The following is a 17667-nucleotide window of genomic DNA, read 5'->3' as shown; positions in this document are numbered from 1 at the left end:
GTGTGGGGCGGGTCGTCGGGATCACTGTCCGGTGAAGTGGGGCTTGCGCTTGCCGTGGAAGGCCTCCACGCCTTCCTTGAAGTCGGCCGAGCTGCGCAGCCGCGAGTAGCTGTGGCCTTCGAGCTCGATCGCGATCGACAGCGGCGAGTCCTCGGTGTCGTTCAGCAGCTTCTTGGCGGTGCGCTGGGCCAGCGGCGAGAAGCTGCGCAGCTCGTCGACCAGCGCATCGGTGGCCTTCTCCAGTTCGGCGTCGGGCACGCACGCGGTCGCGACGCCCCAGTCGAAGGCCTGCGCGCCGGGGATGCGGCGCGAGCGCATCACGATGTCCTTGGTGCGCGTGATGCCGACCATCTTCTGCAGCCGCGCCGAGCCGCCGGAGCCGGGGATCTGGCCGAGCTTCTGCTCGGGCAGGGCGTACAGCGTGGTCGCGGTGACGAGGCGGAAGTCGCAGGCCAGCGACAGCTCGAAGCCGACGCCGAAGCAGTAGCCGCGGCCGGCCGCGATCACCGGCTTGCTGCAACGCGCCGGCGCGGCGACGTTCCAGGCCAGGCGGGACACGTGCTCGGGCGTCGCCTCGAGGAAGCCCTTGATGTCGCCGCCGCTGGAGAAGTGCTCGCCGATCGCCCGCACGACGATCACGCGCACGCGCGGGTCGGCGTCGAGCGCCTCGAACACGATGCGCAGCTGCTCGCGCGCGCCCATGCTGATCACGTTGAAGGGCGGCCGGTCGAGGACGATGTCGGCGCGTTCGCGCGCGGCGTCGATCTCGACGCGGAAGCCGTCGAGTTCTTTCGGCAGCGTCTGCGCCGGGTGCTGGAGGTCGGTGAGGGTCATGACGGGGCTCCGGGGGAACGGGACGGGTCGGTCGGCGCGGCGTCGAACTCGCCGGCGACGAGCTTGCGGCGCAGCACCTTGCCGACCGGGGACTTGGGGATCTCGCGCACGAAGACGTACTCGCGCGGGCGCTTGAAGTTCACGAGGTCGCTGGTCCGGCAGTGCGCGTCCAGCGCCGCGGCGTCGACCGGCGCGCGCGCCTTGACGAAGGCGACGACCTTCTGGCCCCAGCGCTCGTCCTCGAGGCCGGCGACCGCGACCTCGTCGACCGCCGGGTGCAGCGACAGCACCGACTCGATGTCGACCGGCGAGATGTTCTCGCCGCCGCTGATGATCATGTCGTCGACGCGGCCGGTGACGTAGAGGTCGCCGTCGGCGTCGACGTAGCCGGTGTCGCCGGTGAAGTACCAGCCCTCGCGCAACGACTTCGCATCGGCATCGGGGCGGCGGTGGTAGCCCTCGAAGGCCTCGTCGCCGGCCAGGTCCGCGATGATCTGGCCTTCTTCCGTCGGCAGCGTGCGCTGCTCGACCGACGTGGCATCGAGCTTCACCACGCGCAGCCGCGTGTTGAGGCCGGCGCGGCCCGCCGAGCCGGGCTTGCCGAGCGCGTCCTGGTTGATCGAGAAGGTGTAGATCTCCGAGCTGCCGTAGTGGTTGACGAAGAGCTCGGGCTCGAAGGCGCGGGCCAGCCGCAGCAGCAGCGCGTCGTGCATCGGCGCGCCGGCGAAGCCGAGCTTGCCGACGCTAGACACATCGGTGGCGGCGAAGTCCGGGTGCGACAGCAGGTCGTGGTACAGCGTCGGCACCAGGTAGAGGTGGCTGATGCGCTCGGCCTCGATCGCGGCCAGCGCGGCGGCCGCGTCGAACTTCGGCATGCAGACGAAGCGGCCGTCGATCAGCGCCAGCGCCAGCAGCGAGCGCACGCCCATCGTGTGGTACAGCGGCATCACGCCCAGCGTGCGCTCGCCGACGCCGTAGCGGTTCTGCGCGACGTGCGCCAGCGCGGCGATGCGCTCGGCGCGCTGGCGGCGCGGCACGCCCTTGGGCTTGCCGGTGGTGCCGCTGGTGTAGAGCATCAGCGACAGGTCCCCGGCCGCGGCCAGCGGCAGCGGCATGGAGGCGTCGGCGAGCCAGTCGTCGAAGCGCAGCGTCGCGCCGGCCGCGCCGCCGACACCGATGCGCAGCACACGCTGCGCCGGCGCCGAGGCCGCGACCGCCGCCTCGACCACCGGCTCGAAGACCAGCGCGCGCGCGGCCGAGTTGGCCAGGCAGTAGTCGATCTCCTCGGGCTTGGCGCGCCAGTTCAGCGGCGTGACGACGATGCCGGCGAACTGGCAGGCCCAGTGCAGCGTCGCCATCTCCCAGCGGTTCTGCAGCACCACCAGCAGGTGGTCGCCGCGCTTCAGGCCGGCGGCCGCCAGGCCACGCTGCACGGCGCCGACGCGCAGCGCCCAGTCGGCGTAGCTGAGGCGCAGCGCGCCGTCGACCAGCGCGATCGCCTGCGGGCTGCGCTCGACGCTCTGCAGGAAGGTGCGGCCCAGGTCAAGCATCGGTGGCCCCCGCCTTCGCGGCGCGCTCGCGTGCCACCTCCATCACCGCGGCGACGATGGGCGTGTAGCCGGTGCAGCGGCACAGGTGGCCGGACAGCATCTCGCGCACCTGGTCCTCGCTCGGCTCGCGGACGCGGCCCAGCCAGTCGGCACACGACATCAGGATGCCGGCGGTGCAGAAGCCGCACTGCAGCGCGTGGTGGCGCCGGAAGGCGGCCTGCAGGTCGCCCAGCAGCCCGTCCGGCCCGGCCAGGCCCTCGACGGTGTCGACCCGCCGGCCGTCGACCTGTACCGCCAGCATCAGGCAGGCGCGCGCCGCCACGCCGTCGATACGCACCGTGCACGCACCGCAGACGCCGTGCTCGCAGCCGACGTGGGTGCCGGTCGCGCCGAGCTCTTGGCGCAGGAAGTCGCTGAGCAGCAGGCGCGGCGACGCCTGGCCGCTGCGCGGCCGTCCGTCGAGTGTGAGCTGCACCGGGTGCAGCCGGTCACGGGTGAGCGCGGTCATGCGGCGGTCCGTAGGTGGCGGTGGCGGAGGGCCTGGTCGGCGGCGCGGCGCCCGAGCGTGCGCACCAGCTGGCGGCGCAGGCGGGCACTGGCCTGCGGCTCGTCGCGCGCGTCCAGCGACCAGGCGAGTTCGTTGAGGGCGTCGTCCAGCGCGGCACCGGCCAGCACGGGCGGGTAGTCGCGCGCCACCGGCCGGTCGGCGACGCCGCCGATCGCGATGCGCAGCCGGCGCTCGTCGGCGACGACCGCCGCCGCGCACACCGCGAAGTCGCCGTGGCGCATCGAGAACTCCTCGAAGCCGTGGCCGGCGCCGGGCCGCGCGAGCGGGAAGTGCACGGCCTCGAGCAGTTCATCCGGCGCGCGTGCGGTCAGCAGCATGCCGGTGAAGAACTCGGCAGCCGGCACCACGCGCCGCCGCTTCGCGCTGCGCAGCACGACCTCGCCCTCGAGCGCCAGCAGCACGAGCGGCAGCTCGGCCGACGGGTCGGCGTGCGCGATCGAGCCGCCGACGGTGCCGCGGTTGCGGATCTGGAAGTGCGAGATGTGCGGGAAGGCGAGCGCCAGCAGCGGCAACTCGGCGGCGAGCGTCGGCCGCCACTCGACGCTGGCCTGGGTGGCGGCGGCGCCGATGCACAGCCGGCCGCCGTCGATGCGTACCTGGGCGAGCGCCGCGCTGCGCGAGATGTCGACCAGCAGCGCTGGCTGCGCGAGCCGCATGTTCAGCACCGCCATCAGCGACTGGCCGCCGGCCAGGATGCGCGCGTCCTCGCCGTGGCGGGCCAGCGCGGCCACCGCCTCGTCGGCGCCGTCGGCGCGCAGGTAGTCGAAGGCGGCGGGCTTCATGCGCCGACTCCCAGGCGCCGCAGCAGGCGCTGCCACCACGAGGCCGGCGCTGTGGAGCCCCCGGCCTGGCGGCCCAGCGACTCGAACAGTTGCGCCAGCACGATGCGCGCTGCGCCTTCCAGCATGCGGCTGCCGACCGCAGCGACCTTGCCGCCGACCTGGGCGGCGTAGTCGTAGTGCAGTCGCGTGCCGCCGTCGTGGGCCTCGAGCCGCACCGTGCCGCTGCCGGCACCGGTGCCGAGCGAAGACTGGCCCGAGCCGGCCAGCCGCAGGCTGCGCGGCGCGTCGATCTCCGACAGCGCGATCTCGGCCGCATAGCGCGCCTTGACCAGGCCGACGCCGACGGTCACGTCGGCGCGGTAGCGCTGCTCGCCGATCGGCTGCAGCGCGTGGCAGCCCGGGATCACGCGCGCCAGCGCCTGCGGGTCGAGCAGCACCGCGAACACGCGCTCCGGCGGCGCGGCGATGTCGATCGTGCCGGCGGCGTGCAGCGACAGGCCGTCGGCGGGTGCGGCGGCCGGCTGCGCGGCGACGGCCAGGCCGGCCGGCGGCGCCGGCTCGTCCCGGGCCAGCAGCGCGAGCACGCGCGACGGCGTCAGCGGCAGTCGCACGTCGACCTCGCCGAGCCGCTCGCGCAGCGGCGCCAGCGCGTCGGCGAAAGCGTTGGCGATGCACACCGGCGTGCTCATGTTGTTGCCTTCGCCCAGGCCCTTGGCGCCCAGCGGCGTGAAGGGCGAGGGCGTCTCCAGGTGGACGATCACCGGGTCGGGCACCTCGCAGGCGGTCGGCACCAGGTAGTCGGCCAGCGTGCCGGACAGGAAGCCGCCGTCGGCCGCGTAGCGGAACTCCTCGGTCAGCGCCGCGCCCAGGCCCTGCGCGAAGGCACCGCGGATCTGGCCGTCGGCGAGCGCCGGGTTGAGGATCCGGCCGGCGTCGTGCGCGGTGACGTAGCGGTCGACGCGCACGCGGCCGGTGGCGGGGTCGATGTCGAGCCCGCAGACGTCGAACACGAAGCCGTAGGCCGCCGAGGTGTTGACGCGGTCCTGCGCGTCGGGCGCGGCCAGCGTCTCGGCGGTCCAGAAGGCGGTCTCGCGCAGGCCGGGCTCGACGCCGTCGGGCAGCAGCGCCGGCGCCCAGTGGGGGCTGCCGGCGATGCGCGCGAAGGGCTGGGCGCGACCCGAGGCCGGATCGACGATGCGACCGCCCTCGAAGCGCAGCGACTCGGGCGCGGCGTCGAGCACCGGTGCCGCGATGCGCGCGAGCTTGTCACGCAGCTTGACGGCGGCCAGGTGCACCGTGCCGGCCACCGCACCGGCGAAGCGGCTGGAGTAGTTGCCGGCCGCCACCGACCACGCGTCCTTCGCGGTGTCGAACTCGACGTTGACCTGCACCTGCCCGGGCTGCAGGCCGAAGACGTCGGCGACGACCTGGGCGCACACGGTGATGTGGCCCTGGCCGGCCGGGGCCGAGGCGATGCCGACGTTGACGCCGCCCAGCAGGTCGATCGCGACCGTCGCGCTGGCGATCGCGCCGTTCTTCGGGCCGGCCTTCGCGCGCTGCTCGGCCGTCAGCACGGTGCTGATGTAGCCCATGTTGGAGATCGAGGGTTCGACGACGGCCGCGCAGCCGATGCCGTAGAGCCGGCCGGCGGCGCGCGCCTCGGCCTGGCGCTCGCGAAGGCCCTGGGCCGCGGCCGCCTCGAGCGCGAGCTCGGTGACGCGCGCGTAGTCGCCCGAATCCAGCACCGCGCCGGCGGCGGCGAGGTAGGGGAACTGCTCGCGCCGCACGTAGTTGCGCCGGCGCAGCTCGACGGGGTCGAGGTGCAGCGCCTCGGCGATGCGGTCCATCAGCCGCTCGAGCGCGTAGTAGACCTGCGGCCCGCCGAAGCCGCGCACCAGGCCGGTCGGCGTCTTGCTGGTGAGGACGACGCGGTTGCGCACCTCGAGGTGGGCGATGTCGTAGGCGCCGGTCAGGGCGCCGTGCATGCGGTAGAAGGTCGCCGGCTCGGGCGCGCGCAGGTAGGCGCCGACCTCGTCGCACTGGTCGTAGCGCAGCGCGCTCACGCGGCCGTCGGCGGCGACCGCGGCCTCGATCGTCGTCAGGCGCGCAGTGGCGGAGGTCGCGGCGCTCAGGTGCTCCAGCCGGTCCTCGACCCACTTGACCGGTGCACCGGCCTTGCGCGAGGCCAGGCACATCATCACGACGTAGGGGAAGACCGCCTGCTTGACGCCGAAGCTGCCGCCGGAGTCGCGCGGCACGCGGTGGCGCAGCTTGTTGCCGGGCACCTGCAGCGCCAGCGCCATCACCGCGTGCAGCGAGAACGGCCCCATGAAGTTGGACAGCACCTCGTAGCCTTCGTCGCCGGGCAGGTGTTCGGCGACGACCACGCCGCACTCGATCGGCGTGCAGCTGTTGCGCGGGTAGTGGACGGTCAGCGCGACGCGGTGCGCGGCCGACGCGAAGGCGGCCGCAGCGTCACCGTAGGCGAAGGCGCGGTCCGAGACGACGTTGCTGCCGACGGCCTCGTGCAGCAGCGGCGCGCCGTCGGCCATCGCGGCCTCGATGCCGACGACGGCCGGCAGCGGCCGGTAGTCGACGCGGATCGCGTCGAGCGCGTCTTCGGCGAGGTAGCGGTCCTCGGCCACGACCACCGCGACCGGCTCCCCGACATGGCGCACGCGGTCGACCGCCAGTGCCCAGTGCTGCATCGGCTGTTTGACCCCGACGACGAAGGGCTGGGCCCAGCGCTGCACGTCCTCGCCGGTCAGCACGGCGCGCACGCCCGGCATCGCCAGGGCGGCCGAGGCGTCGACGCCCAGCAGCTCGGCGTGCGCGTGCGGCGAGCGCAGCACGGCCGCGTGCAGCGTGCCCGGCGCGGTCCCCAGGTCGTCGGCATAGCGGCCGCGGCCGCTCAGCAGTGCCGCGTCTTCGAGACGCGGCACCGGCTTGCCGACGTGGGGGGCTTGCAGGGCTTGCGCCATGCCGGGATCGCTGTGCACCTCGTCTCCTGCCTGTTGTCCTTGATGTGGACGTGAAGGCTAGGGACGGCACCGAACCACCGTGAGCACGGCGGTCCGGTGAAGGTCCAGGCAGTCTGATCAGGGTCCGGACAGTCCGGCGACTTGCATGGCGCGGCGCAGCAAAGCGCTCAGATCAGGTCCTGCGTGGCGCCCGTCTCGACCGGCGGGTCGAACAGGTTGACCGCGCGGCGGTAGTCGGTCGGCGTGATGCCCAGGTGCTGGCGGAAGAAGCGCGCGAAGTGGCCCGGCGCCGAAAAGCCCAGGTCGTGGGCGACGTCGCCCACCGGCTCGGCGGATTGCGACAGGCGGTCGATCGCCGCCTCGAAGCGCAGCACGTTGGCGTAGACGAGCGGCGTGACGTGGGTGTCGCGCTGGAACAGCGTGAAGAAGTGGGCCCGCGACAGGCCGGCCTGGCCGGCGAGGTCGTCCATGTCGAAGTCACGCGCCAGGTTGTCGCGCATGTGGCCGATGACGCGACGGATGCGCGGATCGATCGAGGTCGGCGGCTTGCTGCGCAGCAGGGTCGCGAGGTCGCGCCAGCCGGCATAGCTGTCGATCACCGAGATCACCAGGTTGAACAGCAGGTTCTCGAGTCGCGCAGCGGCGACCTCGTCGGCCCACCACAGCTCGAGCACGAACTCCTCGGCGATCTTCTGCGTCTCCGGCTTGATGCGCACGCAGGGCTGGGGGAAGAAGCGCGGGTGGCCCGACAGCGTCAGCGAGCGCTGGATCTCGCTGAGCCAGGCCGGCTCGATGTAGAGCGCCAGGATCAGCGTGCGCTGGCCGGGCGGCGCGTCGTGCGTGTAGGCGTGCGGTTCCCAGGCGTTGACCAGCACCGCGGTGTCGTCGCTCAGCGGCTGGCGCTCGCCGCGCACCAGGAAGGCGCTGTCGGCGCCGCCAGCCTTGATGAGGATGTGGCAGTGGTGGTGCGCATGCGCCACCAGCGAGGCGTTCATGTCGAGCAGGGCGACGCGTCCGAAGCGGCCCTGGAAGATCTTGATCGCGGAGGACATGGGAGACGGCGGGCGCTGGCGGACGGAGGGCGGTCGGGCCCGCATTCTGGTCCGCGGGCGGCGCGCGCGCGCCGGGGATTGCCCACCCACCGACCCGCGGTGTGCCCCGCGGCGATACTGCGCGCGCCGTCCCCGCCGCAGGAGATCGCTTGAGTTTCGACCGACCGATCGCCGTGCTGATGGTCTGCATGGGCAACATCTGCCGCAGCCCGACCGCCGAAGGCGTGCTGCGGGCCAAGCTGGCCGCAGCAGGGCTGGCCGGGCGGGTGAGGGTGGACTCCGCCGGCACCCACGCGTATCACGTGGGCGAGCCGCCGGATGAGCGCAGCCAGACCCATGCTGCCCGGCGCGGCTACGACCTGTCGGCGCTGCGGGCGCGGGCCGTGGACCCGGACGACTACCGCCGTTTCGACCTGCTGCTGGCCATGGACTGGGACAACCTGGCGCTGCTGCAGGACGACTGCCCGTCGGGGTCGGAGCGCAAGCTGCGGCGCCTGATGGAGTTCGCGCCGGGCGCCGGGAGCGAGGTGGTTCCCGACCCCTACTACGGCGGCAGCCGGGGCTTCGAGCAGGTGCTGGACCTGGTGGAAACGGCCTGCGATGGCCTCATCTCCCATCTGTCTGCAAAGCCCGGCTGGCGCTAGGGGAACTTCTGCCGGGTAGTCCGACCAAATCAGTCGGCTTCCTCTATAATTGAGTCATTCAGTCGGGATTAGACCCTCCGACGGTGGCTCGACAGGGGATCTCGTCTCTCCCCCTCGGGCGCCCGTTCCAGCGTCCCCCGCCACAGGAGTTCAGCATGCGTCTCACCACCAAAGGTCGCTTTGCCGTCACCGCCATGATCGACCTGGCGCTGCGCGAGCACGGCGGACCGGTCGCCCTGGCGGCGATCAGTTCGCGCCAGCAGATCTCGTTGTCCTACCTGGAGCAGCTGTTCGGCAAGCTGCGCCGCCACGAGCTGGTCGAGTCGACCCGCGGTCCGGGCGGCGGTTACTCGCTCGGCCGCAAGGCCGAGGAGATCACCGTGGCAGACATCATCGTCGCGGTCGACGAGCCGATCGACGCCACCGGCTGCGGCGGCAAGGAAAACTGCATGGGCGACGACACCGGCCGCTGCATGACGCACGACCTGTGGGCCAGCCTGAACACCAAGATGATCGAGTTCCTGGACTCGATCTCGCTGCGCAAGCTGGTCGACGACCAGCTGGCCAAGGGCGTGTCGATCGAGGAGGCGCCGGTCAAGCGCGCGATCTCGTCGCAGCCGGTGGTCAAGCCGATCAAGATCACCGCGCCCAATTCGGTGTTCGCCCTCGGCAGCACGCTCGCCAAGTAAGCCCGCCCAGCCAGCATTCGCGCGCCATGGACATGACCCCGCATTTCCCGATCTACATGGATTACGGCGCGACGACGCCGGTGGACCCGCGCGTCGTCGACGCGATGATTCCCTGGCTGCGCGAGCACTTCGGCAACCCGGCCTCGCGCAGCCACGCCTGGGGCTGGGAGGCCGAAAAGGCCGTCGAGGACGCGCGCGAGCAGGTCGCCCGGCTGATCGGCGCCGACCCGCGCGAGATCGTCTGGACCTCGGGCGCGACCGAGTCCAACAACCTCGCGCTCAAGGGCGCCGCCAGCTTCTACAAGACGCGCGGCAAGCACATCGTCACCGTCAAGACCGAGCACAAGGCCGTGCTCGACACGGTGCGCGAGCTGGAGCGCCAGGGCTTCGACGCCACCTACCTTGAGGTGCAGGAAGACGGCCTGCTCGACCTGGAGAAGTTCAAGGCCGCGCTGCGGCCCGACACCATCCTGGTCTCGGTGATGTTCGTCAACAACGAGATCGGCGTCATTCAGGACATCCCGGCGATCGGCGCGATCTGCCGCGAGCGCGGCATCGTCTTGCACGTCGACGCGGCCCAGGCCACCGGCAAGGTGGCGATCGACCTGGCCACGCTGCCGGTCGACCTGATGAGCCTGGCCTCGCACAAGACCTACGGCCCCAAGGGCATCGGCGCGCTCTACGTGCGCCGCAAGCCGCGCGTGCGCCTGGAAGCGCAGATGCACGGCGGTGGCCACGAGCGCGGCATGCGCTCGGGCACGCTGCCCACGCACCAGTGCGTCGGCATGGGCGAGGCCTTCCGCATCGCCCGCGAGGAGATGGGGACGGAGCAGGAGCGCATCCGCGCGCTGCAGCAGCGCCTGATCCGCGGGCTGGCCGACGTCGAGCAGACCTTCCTCAACGGCCACGCCGAGAAGCGCGTGCCGCACAACGTGAACATGAGCTTCAACTTCGTCGAAGGCGAGTCGCTGATCATGGGCATCAAGGGCCTCGCGGTGTCCTCGGGCTCGGCCTGCACCTCGGCCAGCCTGGAACCGAGCTACGTGCTGCGCGCCCTGGGGCGCAGCGACGAGCTGGCGCATTCGAGCCTGCGCATGACCATCGGTCGCTTCACGACCGAGGAAGAGATCGACTACGCGATCAGCACCATCCGCCACAACGTGGCGAAGCTGCGCGAACTGTCGCCGCTGTGGGAGATGTACCAGGACGGTGTGGATATCAGCACCATCCAATGGGCCGCCCATTGATCCGGCGCACACTGAGACTGCATTGAGGAGTACCCACCATGGCCTACAGCGAAAAAGTCGTCGACCACTACGAGAATCCCCGCAACGTCGGCTCCTTCGAGAAGGGTGACGAGACGGTCGGCACCGGCATGGTCGGCGCGCCCGCCTGCGGCGACGTGATGAAGCTGCAGATCAAGGTCAATCCGCAGACCGGCCTGATCGAGGACGCCAAGTTCAAGACCTACGGCTGCGGCTCGGCCATCGCGTCGAGTTCGCTCGTCACCGAGTGGGTCAAGGGCAAGAGCCTCGACGAGGCGCTGACCATCAAGAACACCCACATCGCCGAGGAACTGGCGTTGCCGCCGGTCAAGATCCACTGCTCGATCCTGGCCGAGGACGCGATCAAGGCTGCGGTCAGCGACTACAAGGCCAAGCACGGCGCGTCGTCGCTGCAGTGAAGGTACGACGATGGCAGTGACCCTGACCGAGGCGGCCGCCCGCCACGTGACGCGCTACCTCGGCAAGCGTGGCAAGGGCGTCGGCGTGCGCCTGGGCGTCAAGACGACCGGCTGCTCGGGCCTGGCCTACAAGCTCGAGTACGCCGATGAGGTGGCACCCGAGGACGTGGTGTTCGAGGACCAGGGCGTCAAGGTGCTGGTCGACCCCAAGAGCCTGCCCTACATCAGCGGCACGCAGCTCGACTTCGTGCGCGAAGGCCTGAACGAAGGCTTCCGGTTCAACAACCCGAACGAGCGCGACCGCTGCGGTTGCGGTGAGTCGTTCCGGGTCTGAGGCGGGGAACCGAGACCGAGGCGCGGCACGGCCGCGCCTTTTTTGTGATGAAGCTCGACAGCGACGACTTCCAACTGTTCGACCTGCCGCGCCGCCAGGCGCTGGAGCGTGCCGTGCTCGACGCGCGCTGGAAGGCGCTGCAGGGCGAGGTGCATCCGGACCGCTTTGCGTCCGAGGGCGCGGCCGCACAGCGCGTCGCCATGCAATGGGCCGTGCGTGTGAACGAGGCGTACGCGCGGCTGAAGGATCCGCTCAAGCGCGCCGCCTACCTGTGCGAGCTGCACGGCGCCCGCATCGACGCCGAGAGCAACACCGCGATGCCTGCCGACTTCCTGATGCACCAGATGCAATGGCGCGAGGCGCTCGACGAGGCCAGCGAACCCGCGGCCGTCGAGGCGCTGAACGACGAGGTGCTGGCCTGGCGCCGCGACGCGCTGGACGACCTGCAGGGCACGCTCGACGAGCGGCAGGACTGGGCCGCTGCCGCGCAGCAGGTCAGAGCCCTCATGTTCGTCGAGCGCTTTGCGCAGGACCTCGATCGTCGGCTGGAAGCCTTGGGACAATAAGGACACCATGGCCCTGCTGCAGATCTCCGAACCCGGCCAGTCGCCGGACCCCCACCAGCGACGCATCGCGGTCGGCATCGACCTCGGCACCACGCACTCGCTGGTCGCGGCGGTGCGCTCGGGCGCGGCCGAGTGCCTGCCCGACGACCAGGGCCGCGTGATCCTGCCGTCGGCGGTGCGCTACCTCGAAGGTGGCCGCCGCGCGATCGGCTTCGACGCGCTGGCCGCGCAGGCCGACGATCCCGAGAACGCCATCGTCTCCGTCAAGCGCTTCATGGGCCGTGCGCTGGCCGACGTCGCTGGGCACGACAGGCTGCCCTACCGCTTCGTCGACCGCCCGGGCATGGTGGCGCTGGACACGCGCGACGGCGTTAAGACGCCGGTCGAGGTCTCGGCCGAGATCCTCGCGACCCTGCGCTTCCGCGCCGAGGACAGCTTCGACGCGGAAGACCTGTTCGGCGCCGTCGTCACCGTGCCGGCCTACTTCGACGACGCGCAGCGCCAGGCGACCAAGGACGCGGCGCAGCTGGCCGGCCTGAACGTGCTGCGCCTCATCAACGAGCCCACCGCCGCCGCGATCGCCTACGGGCTGGAGAACGGCAGCGAAGGCCTCTATGCGGTCTACGACCTGGGCGGGGGCACCTTCGACATCTCGCTGCTGCGGCTGACGCAGGGCGTGTTCGAGGTCGTCGCGACCGGCGGAGATTCGGCACTCGGCGGCGACGACTACGACCACGCGCTGGCCGACTGGGCCCTGGCCGAAGCCCGGCTCGAAGCCCGCACGGCGCAGGACAAGCGCACGGTCCTGGTGGCGTCGCGTGCGACCAAGGAGGCCCTGTCGGCCGCCGACACGACGCGGCTGCACGCGCGCCTGAGCACCGGCACGCTCGACCTCGCGGTCACGCGTGAGCGCTTCGACGCGATCACGCGTCCGCTGACCGACCGCACGCTCACCGCGGTGCGCAAGGTGCTGCGCGACGCCAAGGTCGGCAAGGACGAGGTGCAGGGCGTCGTGATGGTCGGCGGATCGACGCGCATGCCGCAGGTGCGCGCGGCCGTCGCGGCGCACTTCGGTCGCGATCCGCTGACCGACCTGAACCCCGACGAGGTCGTGGCCCTGGGTGCGGCGATCCAGGCCAACCAGCTGGCCGGCAATTCGCCGGGCGGCGAGCTGCTGCTGCTGGACGTGACGCCGCTGTCGCTGGGCCTGGAGACGATGGGCAGCCTCGTCGAACGCATCATTCCCCGCAACAGCACCATCCCCATCGCCAAGGCGCAGGACTTCACGACCTTCAAGGACGGGCAGACCGCGATGGCGATCCACGTGCTGCAGGGCGAGCGCGAGCAGGTCGAGCACTGCCGCTCGCTGGCGCGCTTCGAGCTGCGCGGCATCCCGCCGATGGTGGCCGGCGCCGCGCGCATCCGCGTCACCTTCCAGGTCGACGCCGACGGCCTGTTGAGCGTCAGCGCGCGAGAGCAGGGCTCGGGGGTCGAGGCGGCGGTGACGGTCAAGCCCAGTTACGGCCTCGCCGACGACGAGATCGCGCGCATGCTGCAGGACGGTTTTTCCACGGCCGAAGGCGACATGCGCGAGCGCGCGCTGCGCGAGGCGCGCGTCGAGGCCGAGCGCATGGTGCTGGCGACGCGCTCCGCGCTGGCCGCCGACGGCGACCTGCTGAGCGAAGCGGAGCGCGACGCGATCGAACGGCTGGTCGCCGCAACGACCGAACAGGCGCGCAGCGAGGACCCCGCGGTCGTCGACGCGGCCGTCAAGGCGCTGACCGATGGCACCGAGGCCTTCGCCGCCGAACGCATGAACCGCGGCATCCGCGAGGCGCTGGCCGGACGCCGCGTCGAAGAAGTGTGAGGACCGCATGCCGGTGATCAAGATCCTGCCCCATCCCGAGTACTGCCCCGAGGGCGCGCGCATCGAGGCCGCGCCGGGCACGTCGATCTGCGAGGCCCTGCTCGAGCACGACATCGAGGTGGAGCACGCCTGCGAGATGAGCTGCGCCTGCACCACCTGCCACGTCGTCGTGCGCGAGGGCTTCGCCTCGCTGAACGAGATGGACGAGAACGAGGAAGACCTGCTCGACCGCGCCTGGGGCCTGGAGCCGAACTCGCGCCTGAGCTGCCAGGCCATCCTGGCGCAGCAGGACCTGGTGGTGGAGATCCCCAGGTATTCGATCAACCACGCCAAGGAGAACCACTGATGACGCGGCAGGTGTTCCTCGACACCGAAACCACGGGTCTCAGCCCCGAGAGCGGTGACCGCATCATCGAGATCGGCTGCGTCGAGATGCTCAACCGCCGCCTGACCGGCGAGAACAGGCACTTCTACCTGAACCCCGAGCGCCGCAGCCACGAGGACGCCGTCAAGATCCACGGCCTGACCGACGAGTTCCTGGCCGACAAGCCCAAGTTCGCGGTCGTCGCCGACGACCTGATGGCCTACCTGGCCGGCGCCGAGATCATCATCCACAACGCCGCCTTCGACGTCGGCTTCCTCGATGCCGAGCTCCGGCGCCTGGGCCGGCCGCCCTTCGCCCTGCAGGTCGGGCGCGTGACCGACAGCCTGACGATGGCGCGCGAGATGTTCCCCGGCAAGAGCAACTCGCTCGACGCGCTGTGCAAGCGCCTCGAGGTCGACAACAGCAACCGCACGCTGCACGGCGCGCTGCTCGACGCCGGCCTGCTGGCCGAGGTCTACATCCGCATGACGCGCGGGCAGGACTCGCTGGTCATCGATGCCGGCGACAGCAGCGGTGCCCAGGTGGCCGTCGCGGCCATCGACCTGAGCGGCTTCGAGCTGCCGGTGATCGACGCCAGCGAGGCCGAGCGCGCGGCGCACGAGGCCTTGCTGGCCGAGCTGGACAAGGCCTCGGGCGGCAAGACGCTGTGGCGTGCCATGGCATAATCCGCGCGCTTCGCGAGACTCGCGAAGTCCGGATTCCTCCAGCGAAACCGGGCGGTTAGCTCAGCGGTAGAGCACTGCCTTCACACGGCAGGGGTCGCAGGTTCGAACCCTGCACCGCCCACCAGGTCCCATCCACATCGACGCCACCTCCGGGTGGCGTTTGCGTTTGCGCTTCACTGCATGGCCGCCGCTTCCTTGCCGTTCGCGATGTGCTGGCGCATCAGGCGCTGCGCCCGGTCGGCATTGCGCGCGCGCAGTGCCGACATGATCTGCCGGTGCTCGTTCAGCGAGGCCTCGAGCCGGCCCTGCTTGAACAGCGAGTGGTGGCGGTTGAGCTTCATCACCTTGCGCAGGTCCGCCACCATCTGCAGGCGCCAGCGGTTGTCGGCGATCTCGAGCAGGCGCAGGTGGAAGCGCTCGTTGGCCGCGAAGAAGCGGTCGCGGTCGTCGAGCTCGGCTTCGAGCCTGCGGTGCAGCGCCTCCAGCTCGGCGATCTGCTCGGGCGTGGCCCGTTCGGCGACGACGCCGGCCGCATCGCCCTCCAGCAGCGCCAGCAGGTGGAAGACCTCGCTCAGGTCGCGCAGCGAGACCTCGGTGACGTAGGCGCCGCGGCGCAGCTTCATCGTCACCAGGCCTTCGGCGGCCAGCACCTTCAGCGCCTCGCGCAGGGGCGTGCGGCTGATGCCGTGTTCGGCGGCGAGCGCCTTCTCGTCGATCCAGCTGCCGGGGGCGAGGCGGTGCGACAGGATCAGCCCGCGCACCGACTCGGCGACCTGCTCGTACAGCGCGCGCTCCGCCGGAGCGGCGCGCGCGGCCTCGGCCGCGGGGCCTGCTTCGGCGGTCTTGCTGCTGGTGAGGACGGTCATCGGACGTCGGCTTGCTGAGGCAACTGTAATTCAAATTTGAATTATGATCACGCCGTTCCGACCGTCCACCCCCAGGACGGCATCTGCTTCGCTTTCGAGAGCCGCCATGTCCGACCGTCCTACGACCCCTCCCGTCGATCTGGCCGCATGGCAGAAGGCCGCCGCCAAACAGGCGCCCGGCGGTGATCTCGCCGCGCTGAACTGGACCACGCCGGAAGGCATCACGGTCAAGCCGCTCTACACCGCGGCCGACCTCCAGGGCCTGCCGCACACCGACACGCTGCCGGGCTTCGAGCCCTATCTGCGCGGCCCGCAGGCGACGATGTACGCCTCGCGTCCGTGGACCATCCGCCAGTACGCCGGCTTCTCGACCGCCGAGGAGTCCAACGCCTTCTACCGCAAGGGACTGGCCGGCGGCGCGCAGGGCGTGAGCGTCGCCTTCGACCTGGCCACCCACCGCGGCTACGACAGCGACCACCCGCGCGTGACCGGCGACGTCGGCAAGGCCGGCGTTGCGATCGACTCGGTCGAGGACATGAAGATCCTGTTCGACGGCATCCCGCTCGACAAGGTCAGCGTGTCGATGACGATGAACGGCGCCGTGCTGCCGGTGCTGGCGGGCTACGTGGTGGCAGCCGAGGAGCAGGGCGTCGCGCAGGACCAATTGAGCGGGACCATCCAGAACGACATCCTCAAGGAGTTCATGGTCCGCAACACCTACATCTACCCGCCCGAGCCGAGCATGCGGATCATCGGCGACATCATCGAGTACACGGCGAAGAAGATGCCGAAGTTCAACTCGATCTCGATCTCCGGCTATCACATGCAGGAGGCCGGCGCGAACCAGGCGCTGGAACTGGGCTTCACGCTCGCCGACGGCATGGAGTACGTGCGCACCGCGCAGGGCAAGGGCCTGGACGTGGACGAGTTCGCCGGGCGCCTGAGCTTCTTCTGGGCGATCGGGATGAACTTCTATCTCGAGATCGCCAAGATGCGCGCCGCGCGCCTGCTGTGGAGCCGCATCATGAAGGGCTTCGGCGCGAAGAACCCCAAGAGCCTGATGCTGCGCACCCACTGCCAGACCTCGGGCTGGAGCCTGACCGAGCAGGACCCGTACAACAACGTCGTGCGCACCGCGATCGAGGCGATGGCGGCGGTCTTCGGCGGCACGCAGAGCCTGCACACCAACAGCTTCGACGAGGCCATCGCGCTGCCCACCGAGTTCTCGGCGCGCATCTCGCGCAACACCCAGCTCATCATCCAGGAAGAGACGCACATCACCAGCGTGATCGACCCCTGGGCCGGCAGCTACATGATGGAAAGGCTGACCCATGACATGGCCGACAAGGCCTGGGCGCTGATCGAGGAAGTCGAGGCCATGGGCGGCATGACCAAGGCCGTCGACTCCGGCTGGGCCAAGCTCAAGATCGAGGCCAGCGCGGCCGAGAAGCAGGCGCGCATCGACTCGGGCAAGGACGTGATCGTCGGCGTCAACAAGTACCGGCTCGACAAGGAAGACCCGCTCGACTTCCGCGCCATCGACAACCACCTGGTGCGCGACCAGCAGATCGAGCGCCTGCAGCGCATCCGCGCCACGCGCGATGCGGCCAAGGTCCAGGCCGCGCTGGCCGCGCTGACCGACAGCGCGAGGTCCGGGCAAGGTAACCTGCTGGACCTGAGCATCCAGGCGATCCGGCTGCGCGCCACGGTGGGCGAGGTGTCGGACGCGCTGGAGCAGGTCTTCGGGCGCCACCGCGCCGACATCCAGAAGGTGACCGGTGTGTACGCAGCCGCCTACGACAGCGCCGAAGGTTGGGACAAGCTCAAGACCGAGATCGCGGCGTTTGCCGACGTGCACGGCCGCCGGCCGCGCGTGATGATCTCCAAGCTCGGCCAGGACGGCCACGACCGCGGCGCCAAGGTGGTGGCGACCGCCTTCGCCGACCTCGGCTTCGACGTCGACATGGGCCCGCTGTTCCAGACCCCCGAGGAATGCGCGCGCCAGGCGATCGAGAACGACGTGCACGCGGTCGGCGTGTCCACGCTCGCGGCCGGCCACAAGACCCTGGTGCCGGCGATCATCGACGAGCTGAGGCGCCAGGGCGCCGACGACATCATCGTCTTCGTCGGCGGTGTGGTGCCGCCGCAGGACTACGACTTCCTCTACGAGGCCGGCGTCAAGGGCATCTACGGTCCCGGC

The 17667-nt window shown here is 70.9% G+C and carries 17 protein-coding genes and 1 tRNA gene; 11 read left to right on the top strand and 7 right to left on the bottom strand.

Translation table 11 applies throughout. The features are described 5' to 3' along the window. Nucleotides 1–21: 21 nt before the first annotated feature. The 6 genes from QZV97_RS10740 to QZV97_RS10715 all read right to left on the bottom strand — a co-directional run bounded on the left by QZV97_RS10740 (nucleotide 22) and on the right by QZV97_RS10715 (nucleotide 7767). On the bottom strand, nucleotides 22–834 hold the full coding sequence (locus tag QZV97_RS10740; RefSeq protein ID WP_295641775.1) for an enoyl-CoA hydratase/isomerase family protein: 813 nt from the start codon (nucleotides 832–834) through the stop codon (nucleotides 22–24). Further along, nucleotides 831–2384, bottom strand: a complete 1554-nt coding sequence (locus QZV97_RS10735) for an AMP-binding protein (RefSeq protein WP_295641774.1) — start codon at nucleotides 2382–2384, stop codon at nucleotides 831–833. Before QZV97_RS10735 ends, QZV97_RS10740 begins: the two co-directional genes overlap by 4 nt. Next, the gene (locus QZV97_RS10730; protein ID WP_295641773.1) at nucleotides 2377–2892 is read right to left on the bottom strand and encodes a (2Fe-2S)-binding protein; all 516 of its coding nucleotides are present in this window, start codon (nucleotides 2890–2892) and stop codon (nucleotides 2377–2379) included. Before QZV97_RS10730 ends, QZV97_RS10735 begins: the two co-directional genes overlap by 8 nt. Further along, nucleotides 2889–3734, bottom strand: coding sequence for an FAD binding domain-containing protein (locus tag QZV97_RS10725; protein ID WP_295641772.1), 846 nt, complete (start codon nucleotides 3732–3734; stop codon nucleotides 2889–2891). The genes QZV97_RS10730 and QZV97_RS10725 overlap by 4 nt, the downstream gene beginning before the upstream one ends. Then, complete coding sequence (locus QZV97_RS10720) at nucleotides 3731–6715, bottom strand: molybdopterin cofactor-binding domain-containing protein (RefSeq protein ID WP_295641826.1); 2985 nt, start codon at nucleotides 6713–6715, stop codon at nucleotides 3731–3733. The genes QZV97_RS10725 and QZV97_RS10720 overlap by 4 nt, the downstream gene beginning before the upstream one ends. A gap of 167 nt (nucleotides 6716–6882) precedes the next feature. After that, nucleotides 6883–7767 (bottom strand): AraC family transcriptional regulator, encoded by an 885-nt coding sequence (locus tag QZV97_RS10715; RefSeq protein WP_295641771.1) that lies wholly within the window; start codon nucleotides 7765–7767, stop codon nucleotides 6883–6885. 179 nt (nucleotides 7768–7946) lie between these two features. On the opposite strand from QZV97_RS10715, the gene QZV97_RS10710 reads away from it, so the two are divergent. From QZV97_RS10710 to QZV97_RS10665, 10 genes are all read left to right on the top strand, one after another. Then, a complete protein-coding gene (locus QZV97_RS10710; RefSeq protein ID WP_295641825.1) occupies nucleotides 7947–8411 on the top strand; it encodes a low molecular weight protein-tyrosine-phosphatase in 465 nt (154 codons plus the stop codon). A 155-nt stretch (nucleotides 8412–8566) separates the two neighbouring features. Further along, nucleotides 8567–9100, top strand: coding sequence for a Fe-S cluster assembly transcription factor (locus QZV97_RS10705; RefSeq protein WP_295641770.1), 534 nt, complete (start codon nucleotides 8567–8569; stop codon nucleotides 9098–9100). A gap of 26 nt (nucleotides 9101–9126) precedes the next feature. After that, entirely contained in the window at nucleotides 9127–10347 is a 1221-nt protein-coding gene (locus QZV97_RS10700) for an IscS subfamily cysteine desulfurase (RefSeq protein WP_295641769.1), read from the top strand. 38 nt (nucleotides 10348–10385) lie between these two features. Continuing rightward, on the top strand, nucleotides 10386–10784 hold the full coding sequence (iscU, locus tag QZV97_RS10695; protein ID WP_295641768.1) for a Fe-S cluster assembly scaffold IscU: 399 nt from the start codon (nucleotides 10386–10388) through the stop codon (nucleotides 10782–10784). Between the two features lie 10 nt (nucleotides 10785–10794). Continuing rightward, a complete protein-coding gene (gene iscA / locus QZV97_RS10690) occupies nucleotides 10795–11118 on the top strand; it encodes an iron-sulfur cluster assembly protein IscA (protein WP_295641767.1) in 324 nt (107 codons plus the stop codon). 47 nt (nucleotides 11119–11165) lie between these two features. Then, on the top strand, nucleotides 11166–11684 hold the full coding sequence (hscB, locus tag QZV97_RS10685) for a Fe-S protein assembly co-chaperone HscB (RefSeq protein WP_295641766.1): 519 nt from the start codon (nucleotides 11166–11168) through the stop codon (nucleotides 11682–11684). 7 nt (nucleotides 11685–11691) lie between these two features. Beyond that, nucleotides 11692–13551, top strand: a complete 1860-nt coding sequence (gene hscA, locus QZV97_RS10680; RefSeq protein ID WP_295641765.1) for a Fe-S protein assembly chaperone HscA — start codon at nucleotides 11692–11694, stop codon at nucleotides 13549–13551. 7 nt (nucleotides 13552–13558) lie between these two features. After that, nucleotides 13559–13897 (top strand): ISC system 2Fe-2S type ferredoxin, encoded by a 339-nt coding sequence (fdx, locus tag QZV97_RS10675; RefSeq protein ID WP_295641764.1) that lies wholly within the window; start codon nucleotides 13559–13561, stop codon nucleotides 13895–13897. Beyond that, on the top strand, nucleotides 13897–14601 hold the full coding sequence (gene dnaQ, locus QZV97_RS10670) for a DNA polymerase III subunit epsilon (RefSeq protein ID WP_295641763.1): 705 nt from the start codon (nucleotides 13897–13899) through the stop codon (nucleotides 14599–14601). Before fdx ends, dnaQ begins: the two co-directional genes overlap by 1 nt. Before the next feature lie 49 nt (nucleotides 14602–14650). After that, nucleotides 14651–14725 (top strand) — tRNA-Val (locus tag QZV97_RS10665). Between the two features lie 49 nt (nucleotides 14726–14774). Here the strand turns inward: QZV97_RS10665 and QZV97_RS10660 are convergent. Continuing rightward, nucleotides 14775–15467 (bottom strand): GntR family transcriptional regulator, encoded by a 693-nt coding sequence (locus tag QZV97_RS10660; RefSeq protein ID WP_295641762.1) that lies wholly within the window; start codon nucleotides 15465–15467, stop codon nucleotides 14775–14777. Nucleotides 15468–15573: 106 nt separating this feature from the next. Here QZV97_RS10660 and scpA point away from each other — a divergent pair. Further along, nucleotides 15574–17667: methylmalonyl-CoA mutase (gene scpA, locus QZV97_RS10655; protein ID WP_295641761.1), on the top strand; the 2094-nt coding region annotated here is incomplete at its 3' end.

The sequence above is a fragment of the uncultured Methylibium sp. genome, from assembly GCF_902826655.1.
Lineage (GTDB): Bacteria > Pseudomonadota > Gammaproteobacteria > Burkholderiales > Burkholderiaceae_C > Methylibium.
The sequence above is the reverse complement of the archived record's forward strand: the minus strand, read 5'-3'. Positions and strand labels throughout refer to the sequence as shown.

Bases quoted from the DNA above. Each gene is read 5' to 3' on its own strand.
- hscA (WP_295641765.1), top strand. From the start codon at position 11,692: ATGGCCCTGCTGCAGATCTCCGAACCCGGCCAGTCGCCGGACCCCCAC.
- QZV97_RS10725 (WP_295641772.1), bottom strand. From the start codon at position 3,734: ATGAAGCCCGCCGCCTTCGACTACCTGCGCGCCGACGGCGCCGACGAG.
- QZV97_RS10720 (WP_295641826.1), bottom strand. From the start codon at position 6,715: ATGGCGCAAGCCCTGCAAGCCCCCCACGTCGGCAAGCCGGTGCCGCGT.
- fdx (WP_295641764.1), top strand. From the start codon at position 13,559: ATGCCGGTGATCAAGATCCTGCCCCATCCCGAGTACTGCCCCGAGGGC.
- QZV97_RS10715 (WP_295641771.1), bottom strand. From the start codon at position 7,767: ATGTCCTCCGCGATCAAGATCTTCCAGGGCCGCTTCGGACGCGTCGCC.
- iscU (WP_295641768.1), top strand. From the start codon at position 10,386: ATGGCCTACAGCGAAAAAGTCGTCGACCACTACGAGAATCCCCGCAAC.
- QZV97_RS10710 (WP_295641825.1), top strand. From the start codon at position 7,947: ATGGTCTGCATGGGCAACATCTGCCGCAGCCCGACCGCCGAAGGCGTG.
- QZV97_RS10735 (WP_295641774.1), bottom strand. From the start codon at position 2,384: ATGCTTGACCTGGGCCGCACCTTCCTGCAGAGCGTCGAGCGCAGCCCG.
- QZV97_RS10660 (WP_295641762.1), bottom strand. From the start codon at position 15,467: ATGACCGTCCTCACCAGCAGCAAGACCGCCGAAGCAGGCCCCGCGGCC.
- QZV97_RS10740 (WP_295641775.1), bottom strand. From the start codon at position 834: ATGACCCTCACCGACCTCCAGCACCCGGCGCAGACGCTGCCGAAAGAA.
- dnaQ (WP_295641763.1), top strand. From the start codon at position 13,897: ATGACGCGGCAGGTGTTCCTCGACACCGAAACCACGGGTCTCAGCCCC.
- QZV97_RS10705 (WP_295641770.1), top strand. From the start codon at position 8,567: ATGCGTCTCACCACCAAAGGTCGCTTTGCCGTCACCGCCATGATCGAC.
- iscA (WP_295641767.1), top strand. From the start codon at position 10,795: ATGGCAGTGACCCTGACCGAGGCGGCCGCCCGCCACGTGACGCGCTAC.
- QZV97_RS10700 (WP_295641769.1), top strand. From the start codon at position 9,127: ATGGACATGACCCCGCATTTCCCGATCTACATGGATTACGGCGCGACG.
- hscB (WP_295641766.1), top strand. From the start codon at position 11,166: ATGAAGCTCGACAGCGACGACTTCCAACTGTTCGACCTGCCGCGCCGC.
- QZV97_RS10730 (WP_295641773.1), bottom strand. From the start codon at position 2,892: ATGACCGCGCTCACCCGTGACCGGCTGCACCCGGTGCAGCTCACACTC.